The sequence below is a fragment of the Bacillus sp. 165 genome, from assembly GCF_017742235.1.
In the GTDB taxonomy this organism is placed as follows: Bacteria; Bacillota; Bacilli; order Bacillales; family Bacillaceae_G; genus JAGHKQ01.
In genome coordinates, this window is the sequence record NZ_JAGHKQ010000003.1 from 121,323 (window position 1) to 147,361 (window position 26,039).

The window sequence follows — 26,039 nt, forward strand, 5'->3', positions numbered from 1 at the left end:
GGTAGAACCTTGTATATAGGGAGATGGGTTCAAACTCGATGAGTGCATGGGGATATGGGATTTTGGACATTTATTTGCTCGGACTCATTACGATGGGCGGTATCGCACTTTTATTTCTTATTTTTGGTGATATTTTGGATGCGATTGCTAATATTGGTTTGGGAACGAGCCTAAGCTTAACCATGTTGTTCAGCTTTTTTGCAATCTTATGTGGAACCGGTTATATATTAGAATATTTACTTTCTTGGGGCAGCCTTTCGATTTTTATCATTGCATTTTTATCTGCATTTATAAGCGTACTGCTAATGAAAATTTTTATTTTTGTACCAATTTCGCGCTCAGAGCAAAATACGGCATTTACCCTGCAGGATTTAATCGGACAAAAAGGTGAAGTATTAATTACAATCCCAGTGAACGGTATGGGGGAAGTATTCATACAATCAAAATTCGGGAGCAATGGAATGTCTGCTAAAAGTGTCAGGCATAGAGAGATTCGGCAAGGAGCGATGGTATCAATTACGGCAATAGAAGACGGTGTTCTCATTGTAGAACAGCTCGAACAAGAATCTGATTTTTGAGAGGTATATTATAAACTGTATTAGTCCTTAATCCTGCTATTAAAAACATATATTTTTAATTTCAATTACCGAAATCGAAATTGTAAAGGGGAGTACATTCTATATAATAAAAGAGAAAGAAGGGAGTGAGTTTTATGAAAAAATGGGAGCAGTCTGTATCAGAGTGGCTGCAACAATATTCTAGATTTACATTTATGACAGGAGCGGGAATGAGTACGACAAGCGGAATACCTGATTACCGATCCAAAAACGGGATGTACGAAAAATATGAAAATGTGGAGTATTTGCTTTCTCAAACTTACTATAATCGAAAACCGAAAGAGTTTTGGAAAACCTTTAAGGAGTTATTTTCTTTGGCGGGACTTTGTAATATTCAGCCAAACGAAGGTCATTACTTTATTTCTTATTTGGCAGCTAAAGGAAAAGAAACAGCAGTTATTACGCAAAATATTGATGGACTTCATCAAAAAGCAGGCAATCCGAATGTGTTCGATATGCACGGTTCATATGATGAAGCGTTTTGTCTGAAATGCAAAAAGGAATATGATTTACCGTATATTTTGAAAGAAGACGTACCGCGCTGTGAAGAGTGTGCCTTAATCTTAAAACCAAATGTTGTGTTATATGGGGATGCGATTCGTCATACGAATCAAATCATTCCTGTTTTAGAAGCGACTGATGTTGTTATGGTAATGGGCTCAAGCTTATCTGTACGTCCGGCAAATGAGTTTCCTTTATTCGCGAAACAACATGGCGCAAAGCTGATGCTGATTAATTTGGAACCAACACCAATGGACCCCTATTTTGACATAGTCTTGCACGAGGATATAGTAACAGTTACATCGAATATGGAAAAAATGCTACAGGAAATGTAAGAGTGGCTGCATGCAGAATGATACATATAAAAGACAAGGTTTAGCGCCTTGTCTTTTATTAATGAGCAATCCGAACAAGATTAGCTTCGGATATAGAGGCAAGATCTGAGCCAGCAAGAAAAATTTGCAGCCCTCTTTTTCCAGCACTAATACTAATTGGATCTAATATGTGTGCTGTTTCATGTAGAAAAAAAGGAAAACGTTTCTTTACACCAAGCGGTGATACACCGCCGCGGATATAACCTGTTAATCCTTGTATTTCTTTTACGGGCACCATTTCCACCTTTTTATTTTTACTGACAGCAGCTAATGCTTTTAAATCTAATTCTTTATCGGCAGGTATACAAGCCATGATAACGCCGGTTTTGTCGCCTCGGAGTACTAATGTTTTAAACACTTGCTGCGGAGGTAAGCCAACTTGCTTTGCTACATGTACTGCATCTAGGTTATTCTCATCTACTTCATACTCGTGTAAGGAATATGTAATTTTTTGTGTATCCAGTATACGACATGCGATTGTTTTTACTGCCATTATATTATATCTCCTTTTTATTTTATCTCCTTAAGTATAGCGTGTTCTTTCGGATGGAAAAAGGGGAATTAAAATGTAGAAGCGAAGTAGTAAGCAGAACGTTAAGAGAGGAATGAGAGAATGACCGTAAAAACAACGGACTTGTGCGATGCGTATGGAGAATACATACAAGTATGTGAACCGATTTTTCGATCATTTGGAAAACGAGCTTCTTTTTATGGACCAATTGCAACTTTGAAAGTTTTAGATGATAATGTACTCGTTCGTAATGCGCTGGAAACATTACCAGCAGGAACGGTCTTAGTTGTTGATGGGCAGGCATCTATGCGATGTGCATTATTGGGAGATAATTTGGCTTCGATTGCTGAAAAGCGCAGCCTTGCAGGGATTATCATTCATGGATGCGTGCGTGATAGTGCAGAGTTAAAGAAAATTGAAATTGGAGTTTGTGCATTAGCAACAGTTCCAAAGAAAAGTAATAAAAAAGGGCTGGGCGAAGAAAATATTACACTGCAATTTGCTGGTGTAAAATGGCACCCTAATCATTATGTATATGTCGATGAAGATGGGATAATTGTTGCTGATAGATTGCTTGGAGAAAGTGAACTAGCCGTAAAAGAATAGAGAAGCAGTGCGAGTTATGTAAATTGTTGCACTGTTGCCACCTAGCCTTGGATTAGTAGAAATTATGTATTTCTAGGAGTGATAAAATGAATTATGAAGATAAGACAGTTTTAGTGACTGGAGCAGCAAATGGTATCGGCTTAGCGATTGCAAGGGCCTATATTGAAAAGGGTGCAACGGTCGTGCTGGCAGATAAAGATCAAGAGGAGGGACAGAAGGCTGCTACGGAACTGGGAGAAAAAGCATTTTTTTATTTAATAGATCTTAAGAATGTTAATGAAATCGTCCAAATGTTTCATCATTTGCAATATCATCATGGTAACATTGATATTTTAATTAACAATGCGGGAGTAAGTAAATTTTGCCCGCTGGAAGACTTAACTGTAGAAGAGTGGGATGGAATCTTACACGTGAATTTACGGAGCTTCGTATTTACTTCAAAAGAGTTTTACAAGCTGAATAAAGGAACCTCATATGGGAGAATCATAAACATCGCTTCTACACGTGCGTTTATGTCAGAACCTCACTCGGAAGCTTACGGGGCATCAAAAGGAGGGATTGTTGCGCTTACTCACGCATTGGCCTTATCGTTAGGTGAGGAAAATATAACAGTGAATTGTATTAGCCCGGGTTGGATTCAAACTTCTGCCTACGATGAACTGCGTATCAAGGATCACGTACAGCACCCATCGCTTCGAGTGGGTAAACCTGAAGATATAGCAAGAGCATGTTTGTTTTTAACAGATGATTACAATGATTTTATCAATGGAGAGAACATTACGATTGATGGAGGTATGATGAAAAAGATGATATACGAGGAATAAATAGTGTAAGATTGCATATCGATATAGAGTAGGTCGCGTCTACATAGTGTCTACCTCCATCGCACTTCATTTTGAGGTGCTTTTTTTAAGTATTTGAAACAGCATACGAAAAGGCAAGTTCTTTTGAACTCGCCTTTTCGTATGCTGTTCTTTTCTGCCTTTCGGAATCACGAGAGAATTGTAAGAAGAATCTCTTACAACATAATGTAATAGATGAATGGTTTTCATAAATGTTGTTACACGCTATCCAAAATAACAGATATAGTTTGTTCTGCTTCTTATCTGTGATATAACAAAGAGTGACCAATCATAATGCACTATCGCAAGAACAAAATATTATTTTATTCTTGTGATAGTATTTGTGCAGTGCTGTCGCATTGATGTAAAGCAGTTTCCACAGCCTGCAAGGATTGCTGTATACGCTGTGCATTATCTGATTTTTCCACTGTTTGCAGAGCGCTTTCAAGGCAGCTTTTTGCTTCATTTAAAGCGCTGCAGGAATCTTGTACATGTCCTCTCGCATTCTTTTGCATACTATCGCCTCCTTTTTAGTTCAGTTATAGTATGGATAAGAATGGGAAAAATATACCGATATAAGAGAAAGGAATACATAACAGAGTATACTTTCACAGCTGTAACAATAGTTGAAATTTTATGAAAAAAACTATTAACCTATTTTTAATTCTAGCGGAAGTAAAGTAATTCGAATTGTTTCTGCACAATTAAAATATTTTTATAATACGAAACAGTACTCTTCTTTAAAGCGCTCGCTGTTCTAGGAATGGCTTTCCACCATAATTGAGATTTATTAGAGAACAAGATCTTATTGCATCCAGTTTCTTTAAAAAAGCAAATTTCAATATAAATGTTGTTTCATGATAAGTATCTGTAGAAAGAGTTCGAATGCAATCTGGCACAAATAACTTATAAATGGACAAACCATTTGTAAGGTGTCACAACATGGATAACTGTTCAACCCGGTGCTGCTATAAACATCGCTTCTCATTCCATAATCAGAGTAGCACTTATGAATATATCAAGTTGAGATACAAGTGTAGATTTCATTTGTCTAATAAACCAAATTGGTAAATTAACAGCGCTGTTAGAGGAAGTAACAAAAATACGAAGGAATTTCATTTATAAATGAAATTCCTTCGTATTTTTAATTCGGTCATAGAACGTGCGTAAAGATAATTAGCAATGTTTATTGGATAGTTTAGCAATAAACAAATTATATTATATTGCCAATTGTATGCTTACTATATGAATGTGAAAATATAGACAGGTTTAAAAATGTACAGATGTTAATTGTGATGGACATCAAGTGCTCTTTATCTTTAAACCTACAACAAAATCCTACAAACATGCTACATTCAATTTTTCAGAGAATAAGACTTATATCCAGAAATATATTTATGACATAACCTGCTTTTTGGAAAAGGGGAGAAATGCTCATGAAACTTATTGCTCTTGATTTGGATGGTACTACATTAAATTCAACAAAAGAAATTAGTGATGAAAACATTGGAGCGATTAAAAAAGCTCAACAGCAGGGGCATATTGTTATGATCCTTTCTGGACGATCGCAAACTTCTATAAATGAACAGTTGGCTAAATACGGATTGGACTGCCCTGTTGGTGGGAATAATGGAACGGCTATATATGTAAACGGAAAATTGGTAGAACTAAATTCTTTAAGTCCAACTCAAAATCAAAAAGTTGCTGTAGAGATTGAAAAGGAATATGTACCGTATAATATATCTACCAACAAAGGAATTTTTGCTCCTAGAAATTGGAGTGAACGATTAGAAAGTGTTCTGCTATCAGGTCGTGTGCCAGAGGAGTATTATGAAAATAAACACTATAAAATGTTTACGACACCTCCACACGTATACGGTCATTCGTTTTTTGACCAAGTTGAGGAGATAATCAATAATAAAGATTTTACAGTGCAAAAGTTCCTTATTTTAGGGCTTGATCCTGAACAGAAAAAACGAATGCAGCAGAATTTGCAATCTATTGAAGAGACGTATGTAGCCGGCTCTTCTCCCTTTAATCTTGAAGTTACACACTTTAATGGAAATAAGGGATACGGTTTAAAAGTAATGGCTCGCTATTTTAATATCCCATTAGAAGATACGGTTGCTATTGGAGATGAAAATAATGATATTCCGATGTTTAATGCAGCAGGGTTATCAATTGCAATGGGAAATGCGGAGGAAGAAGTGAAGAAACATAGTGATATTGTGACTTTGTCGAATGATGAACATGGAGTTGCATACGCAATTGAAAGATATATACTAAACTAATCGTGTGTAAATGTAAGAGATTTAAGTACTTGAGTTTTAAGCTAATTATTATCGTTAATCAAATTTACAATAATAATTATTATGTAAACCAATTCTGTTGGACATAATTTTTCATTATACAACAAAACAAGCTCTTATTTCATATAGGTTGGATTTGAATCAATTAAACTGAAAATTTTTGCTTAATCTATTACAATAAACATAGTATATGTGCAATACCCAACATTTAATGTAATCAGATACATTCTAGGAGCGAGAGAAATGAAAAAAACTTTGCCCATTATGATTCAAGGGACGCACTCGGATGCAGGAAAAAGTTTACTTGTTACAGGACTATGCCGCATTTTTTATCAAGATGGATATAAGACAACACCATTTAAAGCGCAAAATATGTCGCTCAATTCTTATGTTACACCGGATGGAAAAGAAATCGGCCGTTCTCAAGGGGTGCAGGCAGAAGCAGCCGGGATTGTGGCGACGGCTGATATGAATCCTATTTTAATAAAACCGTCAGGACATTTAACATCACAAGTTATTATAAATGGAAAGCCGTTAGGAAATTATGAAGCAACGATGTACCGTAAAGATTTTTTTGAACATGGTTTGGAGATCATTCAAACTGCATACGATCGGTTGGCAAGCAATTACGACATTATAGTGATTGAAGGAGCAGGGAGTCCTGCGGAAATCAATTTAAATGATCGGGAGCTTGCTAATATGAGAATTGCCAGGTTAACAAATGCACCTGTCATTCTTGTTGGCGATATTGATAAAGGGGGAGTATTTGCAAGCTTAGTTGGCACATTGCAGCTGCTGGAACCAGAAGACCGTGATCGTATCATTGGGGTAGTCATTAATAAGTTTCGAGGAGAGTTATCATTATTAGAGCCGGGGTTAAAGTGGTTTGAAGAATATACTGGAAAACCAGTATTAGGAGTGATCCCGTATCTTCAAGATGTGTATATGGATGCAGAAGATTCAGTTGTACTCGAAACCATGTCTTCAGTTCACGAGAAAAAAGAAATAGACATAGCGGTGATCAAGTATCCATACATTTCAAATTTTACAGATATTGACCCGTTCTTCGTTGAGCCTGATTGCAGTGTACGGTACGTTACAAATAGAAAAGAGTTAGGAAGTCCCGATATTATTATTTTGCCAGGTACGAAAAATACGATAGAGGATGTACAGTTTTTAAAGCAAACCGGCTTATATGCTGATATATTGGAAAAACATCAAAAAGGAGAGAGCTTTATTTTCGGGATTTGCGGAGGCTATCAAATGCTAGGCACGGATATTGCTGATCCATTTCAGGTGGAAAGTAACATCGGCTCTATACAAGGATTTGGACTGCTTCCCATAAAAACCGAGTTATTAAAGGATAAAACAACAGTTTTATCTAAGGGAGAGTTAGCATTCAATAACAGATTATTTTCTGTTACTGGATACGAAATACATATGGGTGTGACAAGCTATACAGAGCTGGTAGATTCCTTCATTCGATTAGAAGATAAAACGGACGGAGCTAAAGCAAAAAGTGAACGGGTGATAGGAACCTATTTTCATGGTATTTTTCATAACGATGCATTTCGTGCTGCATATTTGAATTTTGTACGTGTAAGTAAAGGTCTTACAGCAAAAGAAGATAGAGAAAGCTATAATAGAATAAGAGAAGATAGTTTTGACAAGATAGGGGATGCTTTACGTAAGAACCTTTCACTTGATGTTATTTATAAGAAGATGAATGACTATACTGAACAAGGAAATAAATGTAGAGGTTGAAAAGGCATAAAGAATGAATATTCAACAATTGAAAAAAGAGATGAAGAGCTGCATTCCACCCCATATTATTGAGCGTGGTCTTGATTATTATGAAGAAGGATATGTGAGTGAGATTACTTTACAGAACAACATAGTGTACTCTTTAGTAGAGGGGAATTATGGAGATTATGAAGTGAAAATAGATTTGAAACAATTTATTTACAGCGAATGTGAGTGTCCATATGAAAATCATTGTAAGCATATGGCGGCTGTTGTATTCGCTATAGATAAGAAAGGGCTGCTTTCTGTTCCAACAGCGGCTATCTCGGACGTGTTAAATAGATTAGAAAAAGCAGAATTAGTGAGCATACTAGAGCAATTGGTGCATCGAAAAAGCGAATATAAGGATATAATTGCAGTAATGTTGGAAAAAATGAAAAAGATGGAGTAAAATCGAGGGAAAAGTAGAAACTTTATGTGGAGAATAGTATAAAATGGCGCGGATTCAACATCTCAGTGTGGGTATCGATAGCTACGATCATAGCATTATATGCTAGACCGAAGCGATTGCAAACTATGTTTTTCCCTAAAAGTAAAACTGTCATCAGTGAGAATCTTCTTGCGTCTTTATCTGCTCCAAAATGTATAATATATAATTTGTAATTTCATTTACCGTAAAGATGACATAACAAAATGGAGAGAGTTCACTTGAAAATAGTAGGAATTATTTTGGCAGGAGGACAGTCCAGAAGGTTTGGAGAACCCAAAGCCTTTGCTACATATAAGGGTCAATATTTATATGAACATGCACTTCAAGCGCTGGAAAATCAAGTGCAACATATTGTGCTGGTAAGCTTGCCATCCTTAACGAAGCAGTTTGAATACAAGTCTTCTATTACTATAATAGAAGATATACAGATTTACCAAGGGAAGGGACCGCTTGCTGGAGTATATTCTGCAATGGAAGCATACGAAGCAGATTGGTATATTGTTTTACCTTGCGATGCACCGCTAATTACTTCGTCAATCTTAAAAGTGATTATCAATTGTATAAAGCCGAATATAGATGCAGTCGTTCCTATAATAAAGGGAAAGTATCAGCCGCTAATTGCTGCGTATAAAAGAAGTGCTTCTAGCTCTATCAAGCGATTATTAGAAGAAGACAATCTTCGCATGATGTCATTATTGAAGGTATTGAATGTGAAATATTTACAGGAACAGGATTTTCATATTTCAGGGAATAAATTTATAAATATTAACAATAAATCCATTTTGCATAGCCTCTTGGATGAAGATGAACAACATAATTAGAGTTTAGTTCATTTGTACAAAAAAAACTTATTTACTTTCTAAGTATGATACAATTTACTGTACGGCTTGTTACAAGTTGAAAAAGCCAGTCATCTTTTACGAGAGTTATAGGAAGAATTATTGAATTTGGTGCTGAGTGTCAGTCTGATTTATAAATACAAAGGAGGGCGTATATGAAGGACACTGTTATTCTTGATCAATTGAATCGGCCGCTGCAGGATTTACGTATTTCAGTCATTGATCGCTGCAACTTCCGTTGTACATACTGTATGCCCGCGGAAATTTTCGGTCCTGATTATGCGTTCATGAAAGAAGAGCAACTGCTTTCGTTTGAAGAAATACACCGTTTAGCAGCATTATTTGTACGTATGGGAGTCAGAAAAATTCGTTTAACGGGTGGCGAACCGCTGTTACGGAAGGATTTACATATGTTGATACATATGTTAACAACAATTGAAGGACTAGATGATGTAGCTCTTACGACAAATGGTGTTCATTTAGCTAAGCAAGCGAGACAGCTAAAAAAAGCAGGGTTAAAACGAGTGAATATTAGCCTTGATGCAATTGAGGATGAAGCATTTAAAAAAATCAACGGCAGGAACGTCAGCACTCATCCTGTACTAAAGGGGATTCAGGCTGCACAAGAAGCCGGGCTTGAAATTAAAGTTAATATGGTTGTAAAAAAGGGAATGAACGATGACCAAGTACTTCCAATGGCAAAGTACTTTAAAGAAAAGGGAATTACGCTTCGCTACATTGAATTTATGGATGTTGGTTCTACGAATGGCTGGGATTTAAAGCAAGTTATAACAAAAAAGCAAATAATAGAAAAAATCGGCTCTATTTACCCCATTGAACCTGCTGATCCTAATTACTTTGGTGAAGTAGCCAAACGCTATCGGTATGTTGGAACTACTACTGAAGTAGGGGTTATTTCATCTGTTTCAGAATCATTTTGTTCTAGCTGCACGCGAGCACGTATTTCAGCAGACGGAAAATTATATACCTGTTTATTCGCCAGTGAAGGAACGGATTTACGAGCGCTGCTGCGGCAAGATATGTCTGATGAAACACTGTATGAGCATATGCGATCAGTATGGAAGCAACGAAACGACCGCTATTCAGACGAACGGACAGAAGAGAACAGAAAACGCCGTACTAAAATAGAAATGTCGTATATCGGGGGATGAAGCTTGATGGGGAAGGAGAGAAGCTATGCAAGATCGTTATTCACGCCAAATCCTATTTCACCCTATAGGAGAAGCTGGACAAAAAAGGATGGCGAATAAACATGTATTAATACTTGGTGCCGGTGCATTAGGAACTGCGAGTGCAGAGGCGCTTGTACGGGCTGGAGTTGGAAAAGTAACTATTGTAGATCGTGATTACGTTGAATGGAGCAACTTACAGCGCCAGCAGCTGTATACAGAAGAAGACGCGAGGGATCGCATGCCGAAAGCACTGGCAGCAAAAAAGTATTTATCCAACATTAATTCTGAGGTAGACGTAGTTGCATTTATAAAAGATGTTACGGTGCAAGAGCTTGAGGAGCTTATCAAAGGTGTTCATTTAATTATGGATGCGACTGATAACTTTGATACGCGCATGATCATTAATGATATGTGTCAAAAATACAAAGTTCCATGGATTTATGGAGCCTGTGTAGGAAGTTACGGTATTACCTTTACCATCATTCCGGATCAAACGCCTTGTCTCCATTGTTTGCTGAAGCATGTTCCAATGGGAAATACAACATGTGATACTGCAGGAATTATCAGCCCTGCAGTGAATATGGTTGTGTCGTACCAAACAGCGGAGGCATTGAAACTTTTGGTGGAAGATTATGAAGCGTTACGCGGTACGCTTGTATCTTTTGACCTTTGGAAAAATCAGCATGCTTCGGTCAAGGTGACTAAAGTAAAGAAAGACAGCTGTCCTTCTTGCGGAGAGCATCGAACATATCCCTACCTATCGTTTGAGAATCAGACGAAAACCGAAGTACTATGCGGCAGAAATACTGTTCAGATTCGGCCTTCAAAGCCGATGGAGCTTACTTTAGAAGAACTTGCCCTGCAGCTTGGCAGGAAAGGAATGATGGAACAAAATCCATATTTACTGTCACTGAAGATGGATGAGTATAGAATGGTGATCTTTCAAGACGGAAGAGTGTTTGTTCATGGTACAAATGATATACAAGAAGCGAAACGGCTGTATTATCAGATAGTAGGATAGACCAAAGGAATATACCTTTGGTCTATCTGCTAGCGTTTAAAATCGCCATTTTTTCCACCTGTTTTTTCTTTTAAATACGTTTCACCAATAATCATGCCTTTATCGATAGCCTTGCACATATCATAAACGGTAAGGGCGCATGCACTTGCAGCTGTGAGCGCTTCCATTTCAACACCGGTACTTCCTTCGGTTTTCACCTTTGCTTCAATAAGGAGACGGTATTCTAGTTCTTTAATGCTCCATTGAAAAGATATATCGACTCCTTTTAGTAATAAAGGATGGCACATCGGAATGATATCAGAAGTACGTTTAGCAGCCATGATACCGGCAATTTGAGCAACGGATAAAACATCACCTTTGCCAATTTTATGTTCGATAATGCTCGTATATATTTGTTCGTTTACGATAATGCTCGAGCAAGCAATAGCGGTACGAACTGTGACGACCTTATCACTAATATCGACCATTTTTGCACGACCTTGTTCATTAAAATGTGTAAAAGACGACATAAGCTTCACCCTTAATATGTATTTACTCTATTCAAGAATATATTGTACCACTCTATATAAAAAAGTGTACTATACATTTCTGCGATAGGAGTCAAATTCTATAATATTTACATACAACATCATTACGAAAGGACGGTGCTGAATCTTTTATGGTTGAAAAGAGAACCCCTATTTTAGTAGAAGAAGCAGTACGAAGAGTAATGAAATATAGAAAGGCTGGCAATTGGGAAGAGGTTTCCATTGAAAATTGCTATAATCGTTTTTTAGCAGAAGATATTGTAGCAGACCATGATGTACCTCATTTTGATCGTTCTCCCTATGATGGGTTTGCTATACGCGCAAAAGATTCCAAAGGTGCAAGTAATGAATCTCCTGTTACATTTGAAGTGGTAGGAGAAATTGGTGCAGGGTTTGTATTTTCTGAAGAAGTACAAGCATTCCAAGCAGTTCGCATCATGACAGGTGCTCAAATGCCTGAAGGCTGTGATGCGGTAGTTATGCTGGAAGTGACAACAGAAAGTGAAAAAAACGGTATTAAATATATGACCTTAAAGCGTTCCTTTCACCCTGGAGATAATGTGTCTTTTCAGGGAGAAGACGTAAAAAATGGTACTATGCTTGTTGAGAAAGGAATCTGCATTAATCCTGGTATCACAGCATTGTTAGCTACATTTGGATACGATACAGTCAAAGTTGCCAAACAACCGGTTGTTGGTATCTTAACAACTGGAAGTGAGCTGCTGGAAGTTGGCGAATCACTCGTACCTGGAAAAATCCGTAACAGCAATTCGTATATGGTATCCTCACAAATTCTGCGGTGCGGGGGAATACCAAAGTATTTCGGAAAGCTGGCGGATGATTTTGAATCCTGCTACAGGGCTGTGGAAGAAGCGATGAGCCAAGTGGATATCTTGCTTACAACCGGCGGTGTGTCAGTTGGAGATTACGATTATTTACCTGCTATTTATGAAAAATTAGGAGCCAATGTGTTATTTAATAAAATTGCTATGCGCCCAGGAAGTGTGACAACGGTAGCTGAATATAACGGTAAGCTATTATTCGGATTATCTGGGAATCCCTCTGCTTGTTATGTTGGATTTGAATTGTATGTGCGTCCGATTATACGCACGCTATTATTTTCAAAGAAACCTCATTTGCAGCGTGCAGAAGCTGTGCTAGAAAAAGATTTTCGCAAGGCAAATCCGTTTACGAGATTTATCCGTGGCCAAGTAACATTTAAAAATGGAAGCCTGGTAGCATCTCCAGTTGGACTTGATAAATCCAATGTCGTTTCATCTTTGGCAGAATCTAATGCATTTATTGTCCTTCCTGGAGGGACCCGTGGCTATGAAGCAGGAATGCCAGTTACCGTGCTGCTTCTGGACGATCAGATAGGAAGTGAATGGCCATGGGGACAGCCGTTAAAATCTTACAAATAGTAGGATATCAAAACAGCGGGAAAACGACTTTGGCAGAAAAAGTGATTAGATCACTTACAACGGAAGGGTGTAAGGTAGGATCAATTAAGCATCATGGTCATGGAGGAGAACCTGAGAAAGTACAGCAAAAAGACAGCTCTCGCCATAAGAATGCAGGTGCTATAGCAAGTGCGGTAGAAGGAGGAGGGACGCTCCATCTTCATGCAACTAACAACAAGTGGAAGTTAGACGATATTATATCGTTATATACATTGCTCGACCTAGATATTGTCATTATTGAAGGGTACAAAGCAGCGCAATATCCAAAAGTGGTCTTATTAAAATCAGAGAAAGACTTTAGATTGTTAGAGTCTAGTAATCATATTATTGGGGTGATTTCTTGGATACCCTTGCCATCACATATCCAAAACACCTATCAAACATTTCATATTACAGAAGAATCAGCGTATTTACCGTGGCTGATGAATATAGTGAGGGAAAAATATGTGTAATTCCTATTTTCAAGTAATAGATATACCAATCAATGTACAGGAAGTCACAAACAAAGTAATTCGGAGAGAGTGTGGTGCTGTTACTACATTTATTGGCACTGTCCGAGAATTTACAAAGGGAAAACGAACACTTTATTTAGAATATCAAGCGTATAAGAGCATGGCAGAAAAGAAACTTGCTCAAATCGGGAAGGAAATTCAAGAGAAATGGCCAGGCTCACAAGTGGCGATTACACATCGCATTGGTACATTGCAAATTTCAGATATCGCAGTTGTGATAGCTGTTTCCACACCTCACCGTAAAGAGGCGTATGAGGCAAATGAATATGCAATTGAACGAATTAAAGAAATTGTTCCGATTTGGAAAAAGGAACATTGGGAAGACGGCGAATTATGGATAGGCGATCAATTAGAGAAAACGCCTTATCCATCCGGTCAGCCGGGAAAGGAGAATTTAGAATGATTACAGTTTTGCTATTTGCCCATTTACAAGAAGCATTCGGAAAAGAGAGGGTTGTCGTAGAACAAGAAAACATAACGATTTCCGATTTGAAAGCTCTTTTAGAAGAGACATATAATGTGACTATTTCTCCATCAAATATGATTGCAGTGAACGAAGAATATGCTGAGGATGAAGAGGTAGTTCAGAGCGGAGATACAGTCGCTTTCATTCCTCCTGTAAGCGGCGGGTAAGCTTAGCTATAAATGGAGTTCTGAAGAAGCGTAATTGAACAGACCTTTTAAAAAGTATTAAAAAAACAGGTCATATTGAGGCGGAATGGATTTACTTAATCATTTAATTTATTATAAAACAAATAGAGGATGATACTTAAACCATTATGAGCAAAAACAATTAGGGGGGAACTAACATGACAAAAAGCAATACAACCAGCGATAAAAAAGAGTTGTCACAAGAACAAAGTGAAGGATTACTAAGAGTATTGAAAGCTCGTTTTGAGAAAAACATGAACCGCCATAAAGATCTTGAATGGGCTAAAGTTCAAGCAAAGCTGGATGAAAATACTGGAAAGCTATGGTCGCTTAACGAAATGGAAAAAACCGGCGGTGAACCGGATGTTGTTGGTTATGATAAAGAGAAGGACGAATATATGTTTTGTGATTGTTCAGCAGAAAGTCCGAAAGGCCGCAGAAGTGTTTGTTACGACCGTGAAGCGCTAGAGTCAAGAAAAAAACATAAACCTGAAAATAACGCTATTGATATGGCAGCTTCCATGGGCATAGAACTTTTGACTGAAGAACAATATCGAGCGTTGCAGCAACTTGAAAATTTCGATATGAAGACGTCAAGCTGGGTGCAAACACCTGCTGATATTAGAGAACTCGGCGGTGCACTTTTTTGCGATCGACGTTTCGGTCATGTTTTCATGTATCACAATGGAGCAGAATCCTACTATGCTGCCAGAGGGTTTCGCGGCTCGCTAACGGTCTAAATTTTGCACAGACAGCTAAATTTGAGAATGGATTACCTAGGGAAAGGTTTTCATTTCATTCTTAAACTATCGAAGGCGATTATGGAATAAAAATAGGACATTCCAAGGATTTTGGAATGTCCTATTTTGTATTAATAGTCTATGAATTTACAACTAAATTGGCAAAGTCTAATACGTCGATAAGAGAAGTGGATTTATATTCTTCAAAACGATGCTACATAACATAGTTAAGCAACTTAGTACAGTTTAGAGAAGAAATATCTTTGTTGTTAACATAAGTTAGGATTATCGGTAGTTGTTATTAATTATTAAAGAAAGATCTTCTTCTGGAGCATATTTTGATTTATTTTTCATTTTCATTAATTATACTATAGAGTTAATTTTTTATAAAATATTTTGATATTAAAAATGAAAAGAAAGTATATAAGGTCATTATTAGTGTTCCGATAATGATTACAGACAAAAACATGTTACCCCATAGGAGAGTTGTATTATTTTCCCATGGGTCTGATAGAACTATTTTGATTGGTAAATCTTCTATTAAGGGTGTATATGATAACTCCTGTTCAATGATCGGAATCGGCCATCCTAAACGTACATATTTTAGTTGATCGATACTTGTAATTTTGATCGGATATATAAAAGGTGTTATCCATACAAATATAATACTTACAATGCAAACTAAGGTAATAAACCTTATATTCATTCAACCTACCCCTTTTCAATCTAATAGGGGTCCCATCAGCAAAACGAGGATTTACAACGCTAAACATTCTAGCACGCCTTTCAAAAAGCGTGCTTTCTGACAGAATTTATTTGTCCAGAAGGTAGTATTTCATAAAGTTCTAATATCATCCCTTCAGAGGACTTTGTGATATAGAGAAATAAGTGCTTATTGTGTTTGAAGTGGCCATTTTCTTGCACTAAAATTTTTAACGTTGTAAATCTGCGTTTTGTTGGCGACACCCCGGTGATAAATTCACGGTTTTTATACTATATGATAAATTTTGCATAGTAATGAATTAACTCCGAATAATATGTTGAATTTTCTGAATATATATCTTGATATTAATTAATCATCAAGATATTCTGATTGTATAATTAAAATATATTTTAGGAAGGAAGAGAAATACATTGAAGAAAAAACAGCTATTCTTAGTGCCATTATTAAGTTTATCTCTGTTATTACCATCAAGCACATTTGCAGCTGGGGTAACTCCGTTTGTGGTAGGGGGTGAAGATGATTTAACGTTTGTTGAAGTTAATTTAGAAAATTCTTCTTACACGTATAAGGATTTAGAGACAATTTCGACTGGTTTGTATTTAACTGAATTTCAGACCGTTATTCCCAATAGTGATGAAGTAATAACCATTGGTTATCAAAAAGAAATAGGAGAAACTACATATGATGCAATGACTGCATTTGAACAAAGTACTATGGATTATATTTATGACCCTGAAAGTAATCTTACCGAAGAACAAAGAGGTTTTTTGTGGAATCAGTTAATGAGTGGTGATTTAAAGATAAATCATCTAACATTTTATGATGAACTTTCGGATGTGCAAGCAAGAATTACAGATTCATATGCAAGTATAGCAGAATATACTACATTACCTCAAGGAACGCTTATTACAGAACCACAAACAAGAGCAACTCCTCCTTCTATTACAAAAACTAAAACCACACCTTATACTGGACGCTATTCAATGATAACTAATTCAACGGGTGCCTACATAACTCAAATTTTCAAGTTTTCAAATACAGGTATTTCTGGATACTTAGAAGACAGTAAAGAAAATTCTTTTGAACTAGACACTGTTTTTTATAACTATGACGGAGAGGCATGGGTTACGAAGTATGGCGGAACTACACAAGGAACATGGTGGAGTACAAATCTTCCAAGCCCATATTTAGATACGCAATTTGGAGATGACTGGGCTGTTTATGGTGGGCAAAAAAATGCTTTTGGAGAACCTTGTGAAGTAAATTTAGGAGTAGGTTCTGCTGATGCTGAGGCATTAAAAAGTGAAAAGGAATACTATTATAATATTAAAGTTAATAAAAACTATAGATATGATAACTGGTTGGTAAAGTTAAATTCACAGCCTGGAAAAGCATACTTAGGAAATCAATGGGGAGTATTCTCATACGCAACATACAAGATGTCTCCTACTACAGGTTGGAACAGCTTTTCAGAAGATATCACATATTACTGGAATCGTTGATAGGAAATAGAACTGAAGTGAATTTAACTACAAAAGTTATTATCTAGGAGAGTAAGATTGAAAAGAAAAAACGAACTCATTAAAGAAAAGGTCGTTTTTTCTTTTTTATCAGTGTATACCGTATACATGTCATGTTTACATAACGTCTAATTATCGGAAGTGATTCTTATATAGTATAATTAATTGACTGAAGATAAAACCAAAGGGGTGTACTAAATGGGTGCCTGGGGAACTGGAATATTTGACAATGATACAACTTGCGATGTAAGAGATGATTTTTACGAGTTATTAGAAGAGGGTTTATCAGTTGAAGATGCAACCAAAGAAGTATTGGATAGAAATTTAGAAGAAGATGATTTAGAAGTAGTATCTTGGATATATACTGGACTTGCAGCTGCTCAATTAGAGAAAGGGATACTCCAAGAAGAAATTCGAGTAAAAACTATCGAATTGATCGAAAAAGGTGCAGACCTAGAGCTTTGGGCAGAAGGTGGAGAAGACGGGGATTATGAAGAAAGAAAAATGGTTCTAAATGAACTCAAAGTAAAATTGATAGGTGCTAGTAAATAATAGATACAGCAAAAAAAGGAGAAGATTCTCCTTTTTTTGTTTACATAACCTCCGTTATCGGCAGTTTCGATAGCCGGTACAGCTTTAAAATGAATGCTGCTGCATTGCTTCCATACTCAATTGAGTATACACTTTCTTATCCAACGCGTCATAACATTATTTAAAAGGAAGGGTGTACATAGCAGTCTGTATAAATTTTGCATATTCATAAAGTATTCTATACAGACTTAATGTCAGAACATTTTAAAACTAAAACAATTAATTTTGGATGTATAGCCATATAGTTATAAAAATATAAATTAGAAGAACAGTGAGAGGGATTCGAATGCAACATTCATGTATAGTACGTAGTTAGGGTAATTGTCAGTGATTGCATTCTATTAGATTAAAGAAGATATTAGTTGAGCAGAGCATAGGAACGTCATTTCTTGTATGTTAGATTCTCAAATACATTTAAACTTGTTGTTAAAAGAAAAGTTACACTGCAATTTTCAACGCATTGGGGGAGGGAGAATGAAAGCTGACAACAAAAGCAAGATATGGAAAAACTGGGCGGGAAATGTGCAGTTTTCACCTTTAGCGGTTGTGTATCCAAGTAATATTGATGAGGTGGTAGAAGCGGTTCAGAGTGCAGTTCATGCAAAGAAACGTATTCGTGTTATCGGGTCTGGTCATTCATTTACAGCTGTAACAGCTACCGATGAATTGTTAGTATCACTCGATCGGCTATCAGGTGTCGAAGCAGTAGATCACGGTACAGGAACAGTGGAAGTATGGGCGGGGACAAAACTTGATGAATTAGGAAAATCGTTATATAAACAGGGATACGCGCAAGAAAATCTCGGAGATAGTAATGTCCAGTCAGTTGGTGGAGCGATCAGCACAGGCACTCATGGAACCGGCGCCCATTTTGGAAGCATTTCAACGCAAGTTGTGGAAATAACAGCAGTTACTGCAGTTGGAGAAATTATTAAGTGCTCAAATAAGAAGAAACAGGATATTTTTAAAGCAATGCAGGTTTCACTTGGCCTGCTTGGCATTATTGTAAAAGTAAAAATAAAGGTCATCCCAAAAATAAATTATATTTATGAAAGCAATAAACAATCTCTAACAGAAGTGATGGAGAATCTTGATGTTTTTGTGAACACAAATCGTCACTTTGCGTTCTCTATTTTTCCATATAGTAATGATATACAAGTTAAAACTATGAATATAACTGATGACCTTGCATCTTCCTTGTATGTGCATAGGTGGAAAACAGCAATAAGAGAACGGGTTATATTGTATCTGTTATCAGAATGCTGCCGAATGTTCCCGTTCCTAACGAAGTGGATAAGCCGGCTTTCTGCAAAAATGATTCCGAGTACGAGGATTACAGGACCGGCACATCGTATATTTACAACACCAAGAAAAGTGAAATTTACTGAAATGGAATATACCATACCTGCACAGTGTATGCAGGACGCAATATTGGAAATCAATAAAGCTATTCGTAAACATAAATTTGCTGTTCATTTCCCTATTGAGTGCCGGTACGTTAAAAAAGATGATATTTGGCTTAGCCCCGCATATCAGCGGAATTCTGGTTATATTGCTGTTCGTATGTATAAAGGGATGAAAAGCGAGGAGTATTTCAAAGAAGTGGAATTGATTGTAAAGAAGTATGAAGGGCGTCCGCATTGGGGGAAAATGCATAATATGACTTTTGAGGATCTTAAGCTCCTATATCCTAAGCTGGAAGAGTTTCTTGCACTACGAAAGCAGCTCGACCCCAATGGAATATTTGTGAACCCTTATTTGGCTGGTATTTTAAACATATAGAGTATGTATTAATTACCATAAAATACCATGAATATGTAAATTTCTCTATGCTCACCTTATGAGTAAGGAGGTGGCAGAACATGGCACAAAATAAAGCAAATCAATTAGCGGTATCTGCTGCAAAAATGGCAATGGATCAAATGAAATTCGAAATTGCTCAAGAATTTGGTGTTACTCTTGGAGCAGAAACATCTTCTCGTTTGAATGGCTCTGTTGGAGGAGAAATTACTAAGCGCCTTGTGCAAATGGCAGAGCAGAGCCTTGGCGGTAGTGCAAATCGTCGATTTTAAGTTAAAAGAAGTGAAACACACTGTTTCACTTCTTTTTTTTATGTATTCTTTCACTTTGTTAATATTTACAATATATTAAATTATCAGTAAAATAAAATAGAAATAAAAATGCTGAAGGTGTTTAAGTTGGAGGAATAGATGATTATTAGAAGAATATTGTCGGAATGTTATAGTTCTCTTATTAAGCTAGTATTAGCTACTATTGGGATTTTAGCTGTTAGTGTATTGCCGAGTGGTTTTTCAGGATTATCATTTGATATAAAAAAATATGTACTTAGTTTGTATCAGTTACTTTCTAAAATACAATTTCTCGATACGCTTACCTATGAGAATATGAATATTCAAAGGCCGATATTTCCACAAGTATTTGTAGTTTACAAAGAGTTTCTTTTTATTTTTTGTTTGGCGATGGCTCTAGCTAGCATATCAGCTTTTTTACTGACATACACCATGCTATTTTTTAAACCGTCTGTCAAACAAAGAGTAAAAAATCTACTGCTTATAATAGAATCATTACCGGATATTCTTATTATTATGTTATTTCAATTGCTCGTAATTTGGTTTTTTAAGAAAACAGGAATTATGGATTATGGTATTTAATATTGCATCCACAGCAGAGCATAAAAGTGTAATTCTTCCAGCTGTTTGTTTAAGTATTCCAGTCATACCGATGCTGGTAAAAATTTTGTTATTTCGCTTTGAAGGAGAAATGGAAAAGGATTATGTTACATACGCGAAAGCGAAAGGAATGCAGCCATTATATATTTTAAATGTCCATGTCCTTCGCAATGTTATGTTCAGTATTATGCAGTTTATGAAAACGAGCATTTGGTTTATGCTATCTAACTTGTTCATCAACGAAATACTGTTTAATATTCCAGGAATCTTTAATTTTATTAAACAATATACCACTGTGCAAACTCCCGAATTGTTTGCGATTGCTTTATTCCTTATATATTTCCCTATATTTTTAATATTCGAACTATACGATGCGGTAATTCCGAAGGTGATGAAAGGGAAGGAGTAAGATGTGGTATTTTTTAAAGCGAGAAAAAGGTTTTGTACTTGGAGTTTCCTATTTTCTTTTTCTTATCATAGCAAGTATAGGGAATACACTGTTTAATAACAGTTAAATCTGCAAAGTATCTATTTTATTTGATAATAATCATGAATTGGTAGGAATCGCTCCTTTTCCACCTTCTCTTCAATTTTTGCTTGGAACAGATGCAAAAGGGTTTGATTTGCTTCATGTGATTATTGAAGGAGCAAAATGGACGATAGGAGCGGCCATTTGTATTGCTGCGCTTCGTGTAATATGCGGTATTGTATTGGGGGTAGTTTTGAGCCTGTATACGAAAAAACTTATGAAAAAGGCAGAGGCATTATTCGACAGTTTTACAATTATTCCTCTGGCTGTTTTTGCATACTTTATATTACATACAGTTCTTGTGTTTGATAACGGATTACCATTATATCCATTGTACCAGCGTGCATTATTTCAAATTGCAGTACTTGCCTTGCTGGCGGTGCCGACAGTTACATTTTACATGGCCAAAGAAATTCAAAAGCTAGGAGCGGAAGAGTTTATTGACTTTGCGATTATTTTAGGAGGCTCTAAATTTCATATTTGGAAAACGCACCTATTTCCGCATTTGCTTCCTATTTTTTTGCTTGTATTTGTACAGCAATTTGTACAAGTGCTGATTTTGTTGATGCATTTAGGGGTTTTAGGTTTATTTTTTGGAGACGAATTTGATTCCGTTTCTCATGAATGGTCAGGAATGATAGGTATGAATTTTCGTTCCTTATTCGTACATCCATGGATACCTTTAGTACCGATAGCCTTCTTTACACTAAGTATTATCGCTGCTAGTGTCATAGTAAAGGGGAGTGAACGCTCGTACTATGCTGCGAAAACACAATCTTTTGCAGTGGTGAAAAGTTACACCCATAAAAAACATATTCAGGTGAAGGAAGAATCCTTCATCTAGGGGAGAGGAAAAGATGATTAAACCAGTTCGTTTGCAGCAAGGCAATACGGTTATGATACTTGCGCCAGCCAGTCCTCCAAAAGTCGAACAAGTAGAAAAAATGAAACGTAAATTAGAAGATATGGGATTGCATGTGAAAATGGGGAAATCTGTTTATGAAAAGCATGCTTACCTTTCAGGTAGTGATTCCATACGTCTCCATGATTTTCATGAAGCATTTGCAGATAAGAACGTACAAGGCATTTTTTGTGCACGCGGAGGGTACGGAAGCGGCCGACTATTAGATTCCATCGATTTTCAGCTAATAAAGGATAACCCGAAAATCTTCTGGGGCTACAGCGATATAACAGCCCTTCATATTGCGATGCAAAAGCATGCGAATTTAGTTACATTTCATGGACCGATGATGGAAGAATGCGGAGCGGATACAATCAAACAAGAAACAATCGCATCTATAGCCCAGCTATTTGAGCCAAGAGAGCAAATATTTCAGGCAGCAGATACCTGTTATCCATCATTTTCAAACAGAGTGAAGGGTGAAATGGTCGGCGGGAATCTTACTGTTTTAACAAGCACGCTTGGAACGCCTTATGAAATTGATGTAAAAGGGAAGATCCTATTTATTGAAGATATTGGAGAAGAGCCGTATCGCATTGACCGAATGCTTAATCAATTACGGTTAGCTGGAAAGTTTGAAGAATGCAAAGGTGTGATTCTTGGAGATTTCAATGATTGCGGACCAAAAAAACGTACGGATTCATTGACGATACAAGAGGTTGTGTATGATCATATTGTTCCATATCAAGTTCCGATTTTAAGCGGATTTTTAATAGGGCATTGCAAACCGAATTATGGTGTACCATTCGGAGTTCTCGTTATGATGAACGGTGCAGACCGTACATTAATTTTCGAAGCAGGAGTCAGATAGAGAGATAAGAACACTGCACAGCTAAAAAACAAGATGGAAGTATTCTTATTGTAATGAAATGACTTTGGTGACAGCCGCTTTAAACATAGAAAGAGTGCTTGCAGAGTAACCAAGAGAATAAAGTTGCTGCATTGCTCCATAATAAAACCGATTGTCTTAATTGTAAGATTGGAGGTTAATATATGGGGTATTCTTTTGTTCCAAGCAGCAATGTAAGGGCTAAAGCACTTCAAATGTTGAATGATCGCGGAGTATATATTGAAGATATTGCAAAGCTGACGTATTTTTTACAAGAACAGTACATTCCTGAATTAAAGCTGGAAGATTGCATTGAAAGTGTGGAGCAGGTGCTAGAAAAAAGAGAGGTACAAAACGCAATACTAACAGGAATTGAGTTAGATATGCTTGCAGAAAAAGAAATGCTATCGCAGCCATTGCAGCAAATGCTGCAAATGGATGAGAGCTTATATGGAATTGATGAGATTCTTGCGCTATCTATCCTCAATTTATATGGGAGTATCAGCTTTACTAGTTATGGTCATATTGATAAATTAAAAGAAGGTATTCTAGCTGAGCTAAATGAAAAGTCTGATGGAAAGGTGAATGCATTTTTAGATGATTTGGTTGGAGCCATTGCAGCTGCTGCAACAAGCCGTATGGCACATCGATATCGTGCTGAGCTGGAGGGGGAAGCTGAATAGAATGTAAAAAACTTGGTATAGCGCCAAGTTTTTTTATTTACATACATTATACAGGAAATTGCTTCTGTAAAAGCAAATATAAATAATGAACGCACGAAAAGGAGGAAACCAAATGAATCAGGTGTCGCTTAAGAGTGTAACATTGTCTAATGGAGAAACATTAGCATATCGTGAAGCAGGAGAAGGGACAAATATTTTATTGCTGGTGCACGGAAATATGACTTCATCAAAGCATTGGGATGTGTTGATTGATAAACTGGAGAAAGACTATAAAATTTATGCGGTTGACTTACGCGGCTTTGGTGAATCTACATATTACAATGAAATTACCTCATTAAAAGATTTTTCAGAGGATTTGTTACTGTTTGCGGATGCATTGGGATTATGTAAGTTTTCTATTGCCGGTTGGTCTACAGGCGGAGGAATTTCCATGCAGTTTGCAGCAGATTATCCTGACTATGTACAAAATTTGATTTTAATAGAGTCGGTCGGAGTAAAGGGCTATCCTATGTTTAAAAAAGATGAAATGGGGCAGCCGATTCCAGGTCAATTCCTTACCACGAAAGAAGAGATTGCGGCAGATCCTGTTCAAGTCTTTCCTGTTTTGCAGGCTCTGAAAAATCGAGACCGAAATTTTTATCGAGCCCTTTGGAACTTGGTTATTTATACACATAAACAACCAGAACATCAAAAATATGAAGAGTATATTGATGATATGCTAACACAGAGAAATTTGGTAGATGTTGATTATGCACTTGTCCATTTTAATATAACAGATGAATATAATGGCGTAACACAAGGAAACGGGAGTGTAACAAAAATCCAATCGCCGACTCTTATCCTGCAGGGTGATCGAGATTATGTTGTTCCTCAAAAGATGGGGGAAGAAATTGCAAACTATATCCCACATGCAAAGCTTGTGATACTAGAAAACACGGGGCATTCCCCATTAGTCGATTGCTTAGATGAATTGACGGATCAGATGCGGAACTTTATAGGGAAATAAAAAAGACGACTTGGCAAGTCGTCTTTTTTTAATCATATTTATGTTTACCTTCTGTAATTCGAATATATTCAATATCCATTAAATCCCTTAGTAAAGCTCCTCGACTTAATTCGATGTGATGCTTTTCTTTGAAGTGAGATCGTATGCAGTCGAGCATTTCAATCTCTTGTTCATTTAAATCTAAGCTTACTCGTTCTGTATGCATAGCTATCCCTCATTTCTGTTTGTTATTTTTAGGTTCTCTAAATTGCATGCTTTTATTCCAAGAGAACATTCTCTTTTGTATTAGTTTTTCTTCCCCTTTATAAAAATTTGTATTACAGTGGATAGGGAATGTATTTACAACTAGGAGTGAAGGCGCTCATGGATAAAAAATCATATAATTTTTGGATTATGATAAGTGTAGTTGCAATTTCTGGATTATCGCAAGGGATGCTATTGCCGGCAATTGCCATGATTTTCGAAAAAGAAGGGGTTAGCTCAAGTATCAACGGCCTGCATGCCACTGCCATGTATATAGGGATCCTCGTAATTTCTCCTTTTTTAGAAAAACCGATGCATCGATTTGGACTGAAGCCAATTATTGTGTGTGGAGGGTTAATGGTAGTAGCATCGTTAGTGTTATTTACGCAAACCTTTTCATTTTGGATTTGGTTTGTATTACGTTTTTTAATCGGCGTAGGGGATCATATGCTTCATGTTGGTACACAAACATGGATTACGAGTACTTCGGATAATGAGCGTCTCGGTCGCAATGTATCTATTTACGGGGCTTTTTTTGGCGCGGGCTTTGCATTAGGTCCATACCTAGCTAGTACAGTGCAATATGGGCAATCAATGCCATTTATCATATCTTCTTTTCTTTGCTTTGCGGGCTGGCTGTTATTGCTACCGACGAAAAATACGTTTCCGCAGCAGGCCACGAAAAAACAGGAAAAGGAAAATATGGTATCGAGATACAAAAAGGTGCTGCGAATCGGTTGGATAGCTTTGCTGGCTCCGTTTGTATACGGCTTGTTAGAAGCGATGCTTCACAGCAACTTTCCTGTATATGCAATGAGACAAGGGTTTACCATTCAACAAATATCTTTTATCGTCCCTGCTTTTGCAATTGGGGGGATTATTACTCAAGTTCCATTAGGGGCGCTTAGTGATCGATACGGCAGAGGGAAACTGCTGACAACGATATTTTTATGCAGCGCATGTGTATATATCGTTGGAGCATTCCTGGATGGATATTACTGGTCACTATTGGCTGTAATGTTAGTGTCTGGTATGGTTGTAGGTTCTTGTTTTTCCTTAGGATTAGGATATATGACGGATTTGGTTCCGAAATATTTATTACCTGCCGGAAATATATTATGCGGAATTGCCTTTAGTTTAGGAAGTATTGTTGGCCCAATCATTGGTGGTATTTTTATTCAAACTATAAAAGGCATTAGTTTTTTTGCTATTATAAGTATTCTGTTGTTTTTTGTATATGGCATTTACGTGGTGTATGCAAAGAAATATGAACAGGTGTTCACCGAAGCGAAAGCTGAAAATATGTAAAAGCCAGTCATGCGACTGG

At 36.8% G+C, this 26,039-nt stretch carries 30 protein-coding genes; 26 read left to right on the forward strand and 4 right to left on the reverse strand.

Annotated features, from left to right (window positions below; translation table 11 throughout):
- The first annotated feature begins 38 nt into the window (after positions 1-38).
- Positions 39-578 carry an NfeD family protein gene (locus J7Q84_RS05565; protein ID WP_209093454.1) on the forward strand — a complete coding sequence of 180 codons (540 nt, stop codon included), beginning with the start codon at positions 39-41 and terminating at the stop codon, positions 576-578.
- 134 nt (positions 579-712) lie between these two features.
- The gene (locus tag J7Q84_RS05570) at positions 713-1,453 is read left to right on the forward strand and encodes an NAD-dependent protein deacylase (RefSeq protein WP_209093455.1); all 741 of its coding nucleotides are present in this window, start codon (positions 713-715) and stop codon (positions 1,451-1,453) included.
- Between the two features lie 58 nt (positions 1,454-1,511).
- On the opposite strand, the gene ybaK is transcribed toward J7Q84_RS05570, so the two are convergent.
- Positions 1,512-1,985, reverse strand: coding sequence for a Cys-tRNA(Pro) deacylase (ybaK, locus tag J7Q84_RS05575; protein ID WP_209093456.1), 474 nt, complete (start codon positions 1,983-1,985; stop codon positions 1,512-1,514).
- A gap of 120 nt (positions 1,986-2,105) precedes the next feature.
- Here ybaK and rraA point away from each other — a divergent pair, with 120 nt between their 5' ends.
- Both rraA and J7Q84_RS05585 read left to right on the forward strand, forming a co-directional pair.
- The gene (gene rraA / locus J7Q84_RS05580; protein WP_209093457.1) at positions 2,106-2,609 is read left to right on the forward strand and encodes a ribonuclease E activity regulator RraA; all 504 of its coding nucleotides are present in this window, start codon (positions 2,106-2,108) and stop codon (positions 2,607-2,609) included.
- Between the two features lie 86 nt (positions 2,610-2,695).
- A complete protein-coding gene (locus tag J7Q84_RS05585) occupies positions 2,696-3,433 on the forward strand; it encodes an SDR family NAD(P)-dependent oxidoreductase (RefSeq protein ID WP_209093458.1) in 738 nt (245 codons plus the stop codon).
- A gap of 341 nt (positions 3,434-3,774) precedes the next feature.
- Here J7Q84_RS05585 and J7Q84_RS05590 read toward each other — a convergent pair whose 3' ends face one another.
- Entirely contained in the window at positions 3,775-3,966 is a 192-nt protein-coding gene (locus J7Q84_RS05590) for a hypothetical protein (protein ID WP_209093459.1), read from the reverse strand.
- 921 nt (positions 3,967-4,887) lie between these two features.
- Between J7Q84_RS05590 and J7Q84_RS05595 the strand changes: the two genes are divergently transcribed.
- The 6 genes from J7Q84_RS05595 to J7Q84_RS05620 all read left to right on the forward strand — a co-directional run bounded on the left by J7Q84_RS05595 (position 4,888) and on the right by J7Q84_RS05620 (position 11,046).
- Positions 4,888-5,742 (forward strand): Cof-type HAD-IIB family hydrolase, encoded by an 855-nt coding sequence (locus J7Q84_RS05595; protein ID WP_209093460.1) that lies wholly within the window; start codon positions 4,888-4,890, stop codon positions 5,740-5,742.
- Between the two features lie 261 nt (positions 5,743-6,003).
- Complete coding sequence (locus J7Q84_RS05600; RefSeq protein ID WP_209093461.1) at positions 6,004-7,524, forward strand: cobyric acid synthase; 1,521 nt, start codon at positions 6,004-6,006, stop codon at positions 7,522-7,524.
- A 13-nt stretch (positions 7,525-7,537) separates the two neighbouring features.
- Positions 7,538-7,954 (forward strand): SWIM zinc finger family protein, encoded by a 417-nt coding sequence (locus tag J7Q84_RS05605; RefSeq protein WP_209093462.1) that lies wholly within the window; start codon positions 7,538-7,540, stop codon positions 7,952-7,954.
- Positions 7,955-8,211: 257 nt separating this feature from the next.
- A complete protein-coding gene (locus tag J7Q84_RS05610) occupies positions 8,212-8,814 on the forward strand; it encodes a molybdenum cofactor guanylyltransferase (RefSeq protein ID WP_209093463.1) in 603 nt (200 codons plus the stop codon).
- Between the two features lie 173 nt (positions 8,815-8,987).
- A complete protein-coding gene (gene moaA, locus J7Q84_RS05615) occupies positions 8,988-10,004 on the forward strand; it encodes a GTP 3',8-cyclase MoaA (protein ID WP_209093464.1) in 1,017 nt (338 codons plus the stop codon).
- Positions 10,005-10,029: 25 nt separating this feature from the next.
- Positions 10,030-11,046: a thiazole biosynthesis adenylyltransferase ThiF gene (locus J7Q84_RS05620; RefSeq protein WP_209093465.1), complete on the forward strand. Its 1,017-nt coding sequence runs from the start codon at positions 10,030-10,032 to the stop codon at positions 11,044-11,046.
- A gap of 29 nt (positions 11,047-11,075) precedes the next feature.
- Here J7Q84_RS05620 and moaC read toward each other — a convergent pair whose 3' ends face one another.
- Complete coding sequence (moaC, locus tag J7Q84_RS05625) at positions 11,076-11,555, reverse strand: cyclic pyranopterin monophosphate synthase MoaC (RefSeq protein WP_209093466.1); 480 nt, start codon at positions 11,553-11,555, stop codon at positions 11,076-11,078.
- A 149-nt stretch (positions 11,556-11,704) separates the two neighbouring features.
- Here moaC and J7Q84_RS05630 point away from each other — a divergent pair, with 149 nt between their 5' ends.
- The 15 genes from J7Q84_RS05630 (at position 11,705) to phaZ (ending at position 24,469) form a co-directional block, all read left to right on the forward strand.
- A complete protein-coding gene (locus J7Q84_RS05630; RefSeq protein WP_209093467.1) occupies positions 11,705-12,994 on the forward strand; it encodes a molybdopterin molybdotransferase MoeA in 1,290 nt (429 codons plus the stop codon).
- Entirely contained in the window at positions 12,958-13,485 is a 528-nt protein-coding gene (gene mobB, locus J7Q84_RS05635) for a molybdopterin-guanine dinucleotide biosynthesis protein B (RefSeq protein ID WP_209093468.1), read from the forward strand. Before J7Q84_RS05630 ends, mobB begins: the two co-directional genes overlap by 37 nt.
- Entirely contained in the window at positions 13,478-13,948 is a 471-nt protein-coding gene (locus J7Q84_RS05640; RefSeq protein WP_209093469.1) for a molybdenum cofactor biosynthesis protein MoaE, read from the forward strand. The genes mobB and J7Q84_RS05640 overlap by 8 nt, the downstream gene beginning before the upstream one ends.
- Positions 13,945-14,178 carry a molybdopterin converting factor subunit 1 gene (gene moaD / locus J7Q84_RS05645; protein WP_209093470.1) on the forward strand — a complete coding sequence of 78 codons (234 nt, stop codon included), beginning with the start codon at positions 13,945-13,947 and terminating at the stop codon, positions 14,176-14,178. Before J7Q84_RS05640 ends, moaD begins: the two co-directional genes overlap by 4 nt.
- Before the next feature lie 176 nt (positions 14,179-14,354).
- Positions 14,355-14,936 (forward strand): DUF4256 domain-containing protein, encoded by a 582-nt coding sequence (locus J7Q84_RS05650; RefSeq protein ID WP_209093471.1) that lies wholly within the window; start codon positions 14,355-14,357, stop codon positions 14,934-14,936.
- A gap of 1,134 nt (positions 14,937-16,070) precedes the next feature.
- Entirely contained in the window at positions 16,071-17,162 is a 1,092-nt protein-coding gene (locus J7Q84_RS05655; RefSeq protein ID WP_209093480.1) for a hypothetical protein, read from the forward strand.
- Between the two features lie 216 nt (positions 17,163-17,378).
- A complete protein-coding gene (locus J7Q84_RS05660) occupies positions 17,379-17,732 on the forward strand; it encodes a DUF4259 domain-containing protein (RefSeq protein ID WP_209093482.1) in 354 nt (117 codons plus the stop codon).
- A 513-nt stretch (positions 17,733-18,245) separates the two neighbouring features.
- Positions 18,246-19,553 (forward strand): D-arabinono-1,4-lactone oxidase, encoded by a 1,308-nt coding sequence (locus J7Q84_RS05665; RefSeq protein ID WP_209093484.1) that lies wholly within the window; start codon positions 18,246-18,248, stop codon positions 19,551-19,553.
- Positions 19,554-19,633: 80 nt separating this feature from the next.
- Complete coding sequence (locus tag J7Q84_RS05670; protein WP_209093485.1) at positions 19,634-19,843, forward strand: alpha/beta-type small acid-soluble spore protein; 210 nt, start codon at positions 19,634-19,636, stop codon at positions 19,841-19,843.
- A gap of 138 nt (positions 19,844-19,981) precedes the next feature.
- Complete coding sequence (locus J7Q84_RS05675; RefSeq protein ID WP_209093487.1) at positions 19,982-20,443, forward strand: hypothetical protein; 462 nt, start codon at positions 19,982-19,984, stop codon at positions 20,441-20,443.
- On the forward strand, positions 20,433-20,870 hold the full coding sequence (locus J7Q84_RS05680) for an ABC transporter permease subunit (RefSeq protein ID WP_209093489.1): 438 nt from the start codon (positions 20,433-20,435) through the stop codon (positions 20,868-20,870). The genes J7Q84_RS05675 and J7Q84_RS05680 overlap by 11 nt, the downstream gene beginning before the upstream one ends.
- Before the next feature lie 145 nt (positions 20,871-21,015).
- Positions 21,016-21,834 carry an ABC transporter permease subunit gene (locus J7Q84_RS05685; RefSeq protein ID WP_247739109.1) on the forward strand — a complete coding sequence of 273 codons (819 nt, stop codon included), beginning with the start codon at positions 21,016-21,018 and terminating at the stop codon, positions 21,832-21,834.
- 13 nt (positions 21,835-21,847) lie between these two features.
- Positions 21,848-22,762, forward strand: a complete 915-nt coding sequence (locus tag J7Q84_RS05690) for a S66 peptidase family protein (protein WP_209093491.1) — start codon at positions 21,848-21,850, stop codon at positions 22,760-22,762.
- A 182-nt stretch (positions 22,763-22,944) separates the two neighbouring features.
- Positions 22,945-23,463 (forward strand): phosphatidylglycerophosphatase A family protein, encoded by a 519-nt coding sequence (locus J7Q84_RS05695; protein ID WP_209093492.1) that lies wholly within the window; start codon positions 22,945-22,947, stop codon positions 23,461-23,463.
- Positions 23,464-23,575: 112 nt separating this feature from the next.
- Complete coding sequence (gene phaZ, locus J7Q84_RS05700; protein ID WP_209093494.1) at positions 23,576-24,469, forward strand: intracellular short-chain-length polyhydroxyalkanoate depolymerase; 894 nt, start codon at positions 23,576-23,578, stop codon at positions 24,467-24,469.
- Between the two features lie 28 nt (positions 24,470-24,497).
- Here phaZ and J7Q84_RS05705 read toward each other — a convergent pair whose 3' ends face one another.
- The gene (locus tag J7Q84_RS05705; RefSeq protein WP_209093496.1) at positions 24,498-24,674 is read right to left on the reverse strand and encodes a ProA domain protein; all 177 of its coding nucleotides are present in this window, start codon (positions 24,672-24,674) and stop codon (positions 24,498-24,500) included.
- A gap of 158 nt (positions 24,675-24,832) precedes the next feature.
- Here J7Q84_RS05705 and J7Q84_RS05710 point away from each other — a divergent pair, with 158 nt between their 5' ends.
- Positions 24,833-26,020 (forward strand): MFS transporter, encoded by a 1,188-nt coding sequence (locus tag J7Q84_RS05710; protein WP_209093498.1) that lies wholly within the window; start codon positions 24,833-24,835, stop codon positions 26,018-26,020.
- The last annotated feature ends 19 nt before the right edge of the window (positions 26,021-26,039 follow it).

What these genes read in the sequence shown, in the direction of transcription:
- J7Q84_RS05565 (WP_209093454.1), top strand. Translation starts at nt 39, where the DNA reads ATGAGTGCATGGGGATATGGGATTTTGGACATTTATTTGCTCGGACTC.
- J7Q84_RS05570 (WP_209093455.1), top strand. Translation starts at nt 713, where the DNA reads ATGAAAAAATGGGAGCAGTCTGTATCAGAGTGGCTGCAACAATATTCT.
- ybaK (WP_209093456.1), bottom strand. Translation starts at nt 1,985, where the DNA reads ATGGCAGTAAAAACAATCGCATGTCGTATACTGGATACACAAAAAATT.
- rraA (WP_209093457.1), top strand. Translation starts at nt 2,106, where the DNA reads ATGACCGTAAAAACAACGGACTTGTGCGATGCGTATGGAGAATACATA.
- J7Q84_RS05585 (WP_209093458.1), top strand. Translation starts at nt 2,696, where the DNA reads ATGAATTATGAAGATAAGACAGTTTTAGTGACTGGAGCAGCAAATGGT.
- J7Q84_RS05590 (WP_209093459.1), bottom strand. Translation starts at nt 3,966, where the DNA reads ATGCAAAAGAATGCGAGAGGACATGTACAAGATTCCTGCAGCGCTTTA.
- J7Q84_RS05595 (WP_209093460.1), top strand. Translation starts at nt 4,888, where the DNA reads ATGAAACTTATTGCTCTTGATTTGGATGGTACTACATTAAATTCAACA.
- J7Q84_RS05600 (WP_209093461.1), top strand. Translation starts at nt 6,004, where the DNA reads ATGAAAAAAACTTTGCCCATTATGATTCAAGGGACGCACTCGGATGCA.
- J7Q84_RS05605 (WP_209093462.1), top strand. Translation starts at nt 7,538, where the DNA reads ATGAATATTCAACAATTGAAAAAAGAGATGAAGAGCTGCATTCCACCC.
- moaA (WP_209093464.1), top strand. Translation starts at nt 8,988, where the DNA reads ATGAAGGACACTGTTATTCTTGATCAATTGAATCGGCCGCTGCAGGAT.
- J7Q84_RS05620 (WP_209093465.1), top strand. Translation starts at nt 10,030, where the DNA reads ATGCAAGATCGTTATTCACGCCAAATCCTATTTCACCCTATAGGAGAA.
- moaC (WP_209093466.1), bottom strand. Translation starts at nt 11,555, where the DNA reads ATGTCGTCTTTTACACATTTTAATGAACAAGGTCGTGCAAAAATGGTC.
- J7Q84_RS05630 (WP_209093467.1), top strand. Translation starts at nt 11,705, where the DNA reads ATGGTTGAAAAGAGAACCCCTATTTTAGTAGAAGAAGCAGTACGAAGA.
- mobB (WP_209093468.1), top strand. Translation starts at nt 12,958, where the DNA reads ATGGCCATGGGGACAGCCGTTAAAATCTTACAAATAGTAGGATATCAA.
- J7Q84_RS05640 (WP_209093469.1), top strand. Translation starts at nt 13,478, where the DNA reads ATGTGTAATTCCTATTTTCAAGTAATAGATATACCAATCAATGTACAG.
- moaD (WP_209093470.1), top strand. Translation starts at nt 13,945, where the DNA reads ATGATTACAGTTTTGCTATTTGCCCATTTACAAGAAGCATTCGGAAAA.
- J7Q84_RS05650 (WP_209093471.1), top strand. Translation starts at nt 14,355, where the DNA reads ATGACAAAAAGCAATACAACCAGCGATAAAAAAGAGTTGTCACAAGAA.
- J7Q84_RS05660 (WP_209093482.1), top strand. Translation starts at nt 17,379, where the DNA reads ATGGGTGCCTGGGGAACTGGAATATTTGACAATGATACAACTTGCGAT.
- J7Q84_RS05665 (WP_209093484.1), top strand. Translation starts at nt 18,246, where the DNA reads ATGAAAGCTGACAACAAAAGCAAGATATGGAAAAACTGGGCGGGAAAT.
- J7Q84_RS05670 (WP_209093485.1), top strand. Translation starts at nt 19,634, where the DNA reads ATGGCACAAAATAAAGCAAATCAATTAGCGGTATCTGCTGCAAAAATG.
- J7Q84_RS05675 (WP_209093487.1), top strand. Translation starts at nt 19,982, where the DNA reads ATGATTATTAGAAGAATATTGTCGGAATGTTATAGTTCTCTTATTAAG.
- J7Q84_RS05680 (WP_209093489.1), top strand. Translation starts at nt 20,433, where the DNA reads ATGGTATTTAATATTGCATCCACAGCAGAGCATAAAAGTGTAATTCTT.
- J7Q84_RS05690 (WP_209093491.1), top strand. Translation starts at nt 21,848, where the DNA reads ATGATTAAACCAGTTCGTTTGCAGCAAGGCAATACGGTTATGATACTT.
- J7Q84_RS05695 (WP_209093492.1), top strand. Translation starts at nt 22,945, where the DNA reads ATGGGGTATTCTTTTGTTCCAAGCAGCAATGTAAGGGCTAAAGCACTT.
- phaZ (WP_209093494.1), top strand. Translation starts at nt 23,576, where the DNA reads ATGAATCAGGTGTCGCTTAAGAGTGTAACATTGTCTAATGGAGAAACA.
- J7Q84_RS05705 (WP_209093496.1), bottom strand. Translation starts at nt 24,674, where the DNA reads ATGCATACAGAACGAGTAAGCTTAGATTTAAATGAACAAGAGATTGAA.
- J7Q84_RS05710 (WP_209093498.1), top strand. Translation starts at nt 24,833, where the DNA reads ATGGATAAAAAATCATATAATTTTTGGATTATGATAAGTGTAGTTGCA.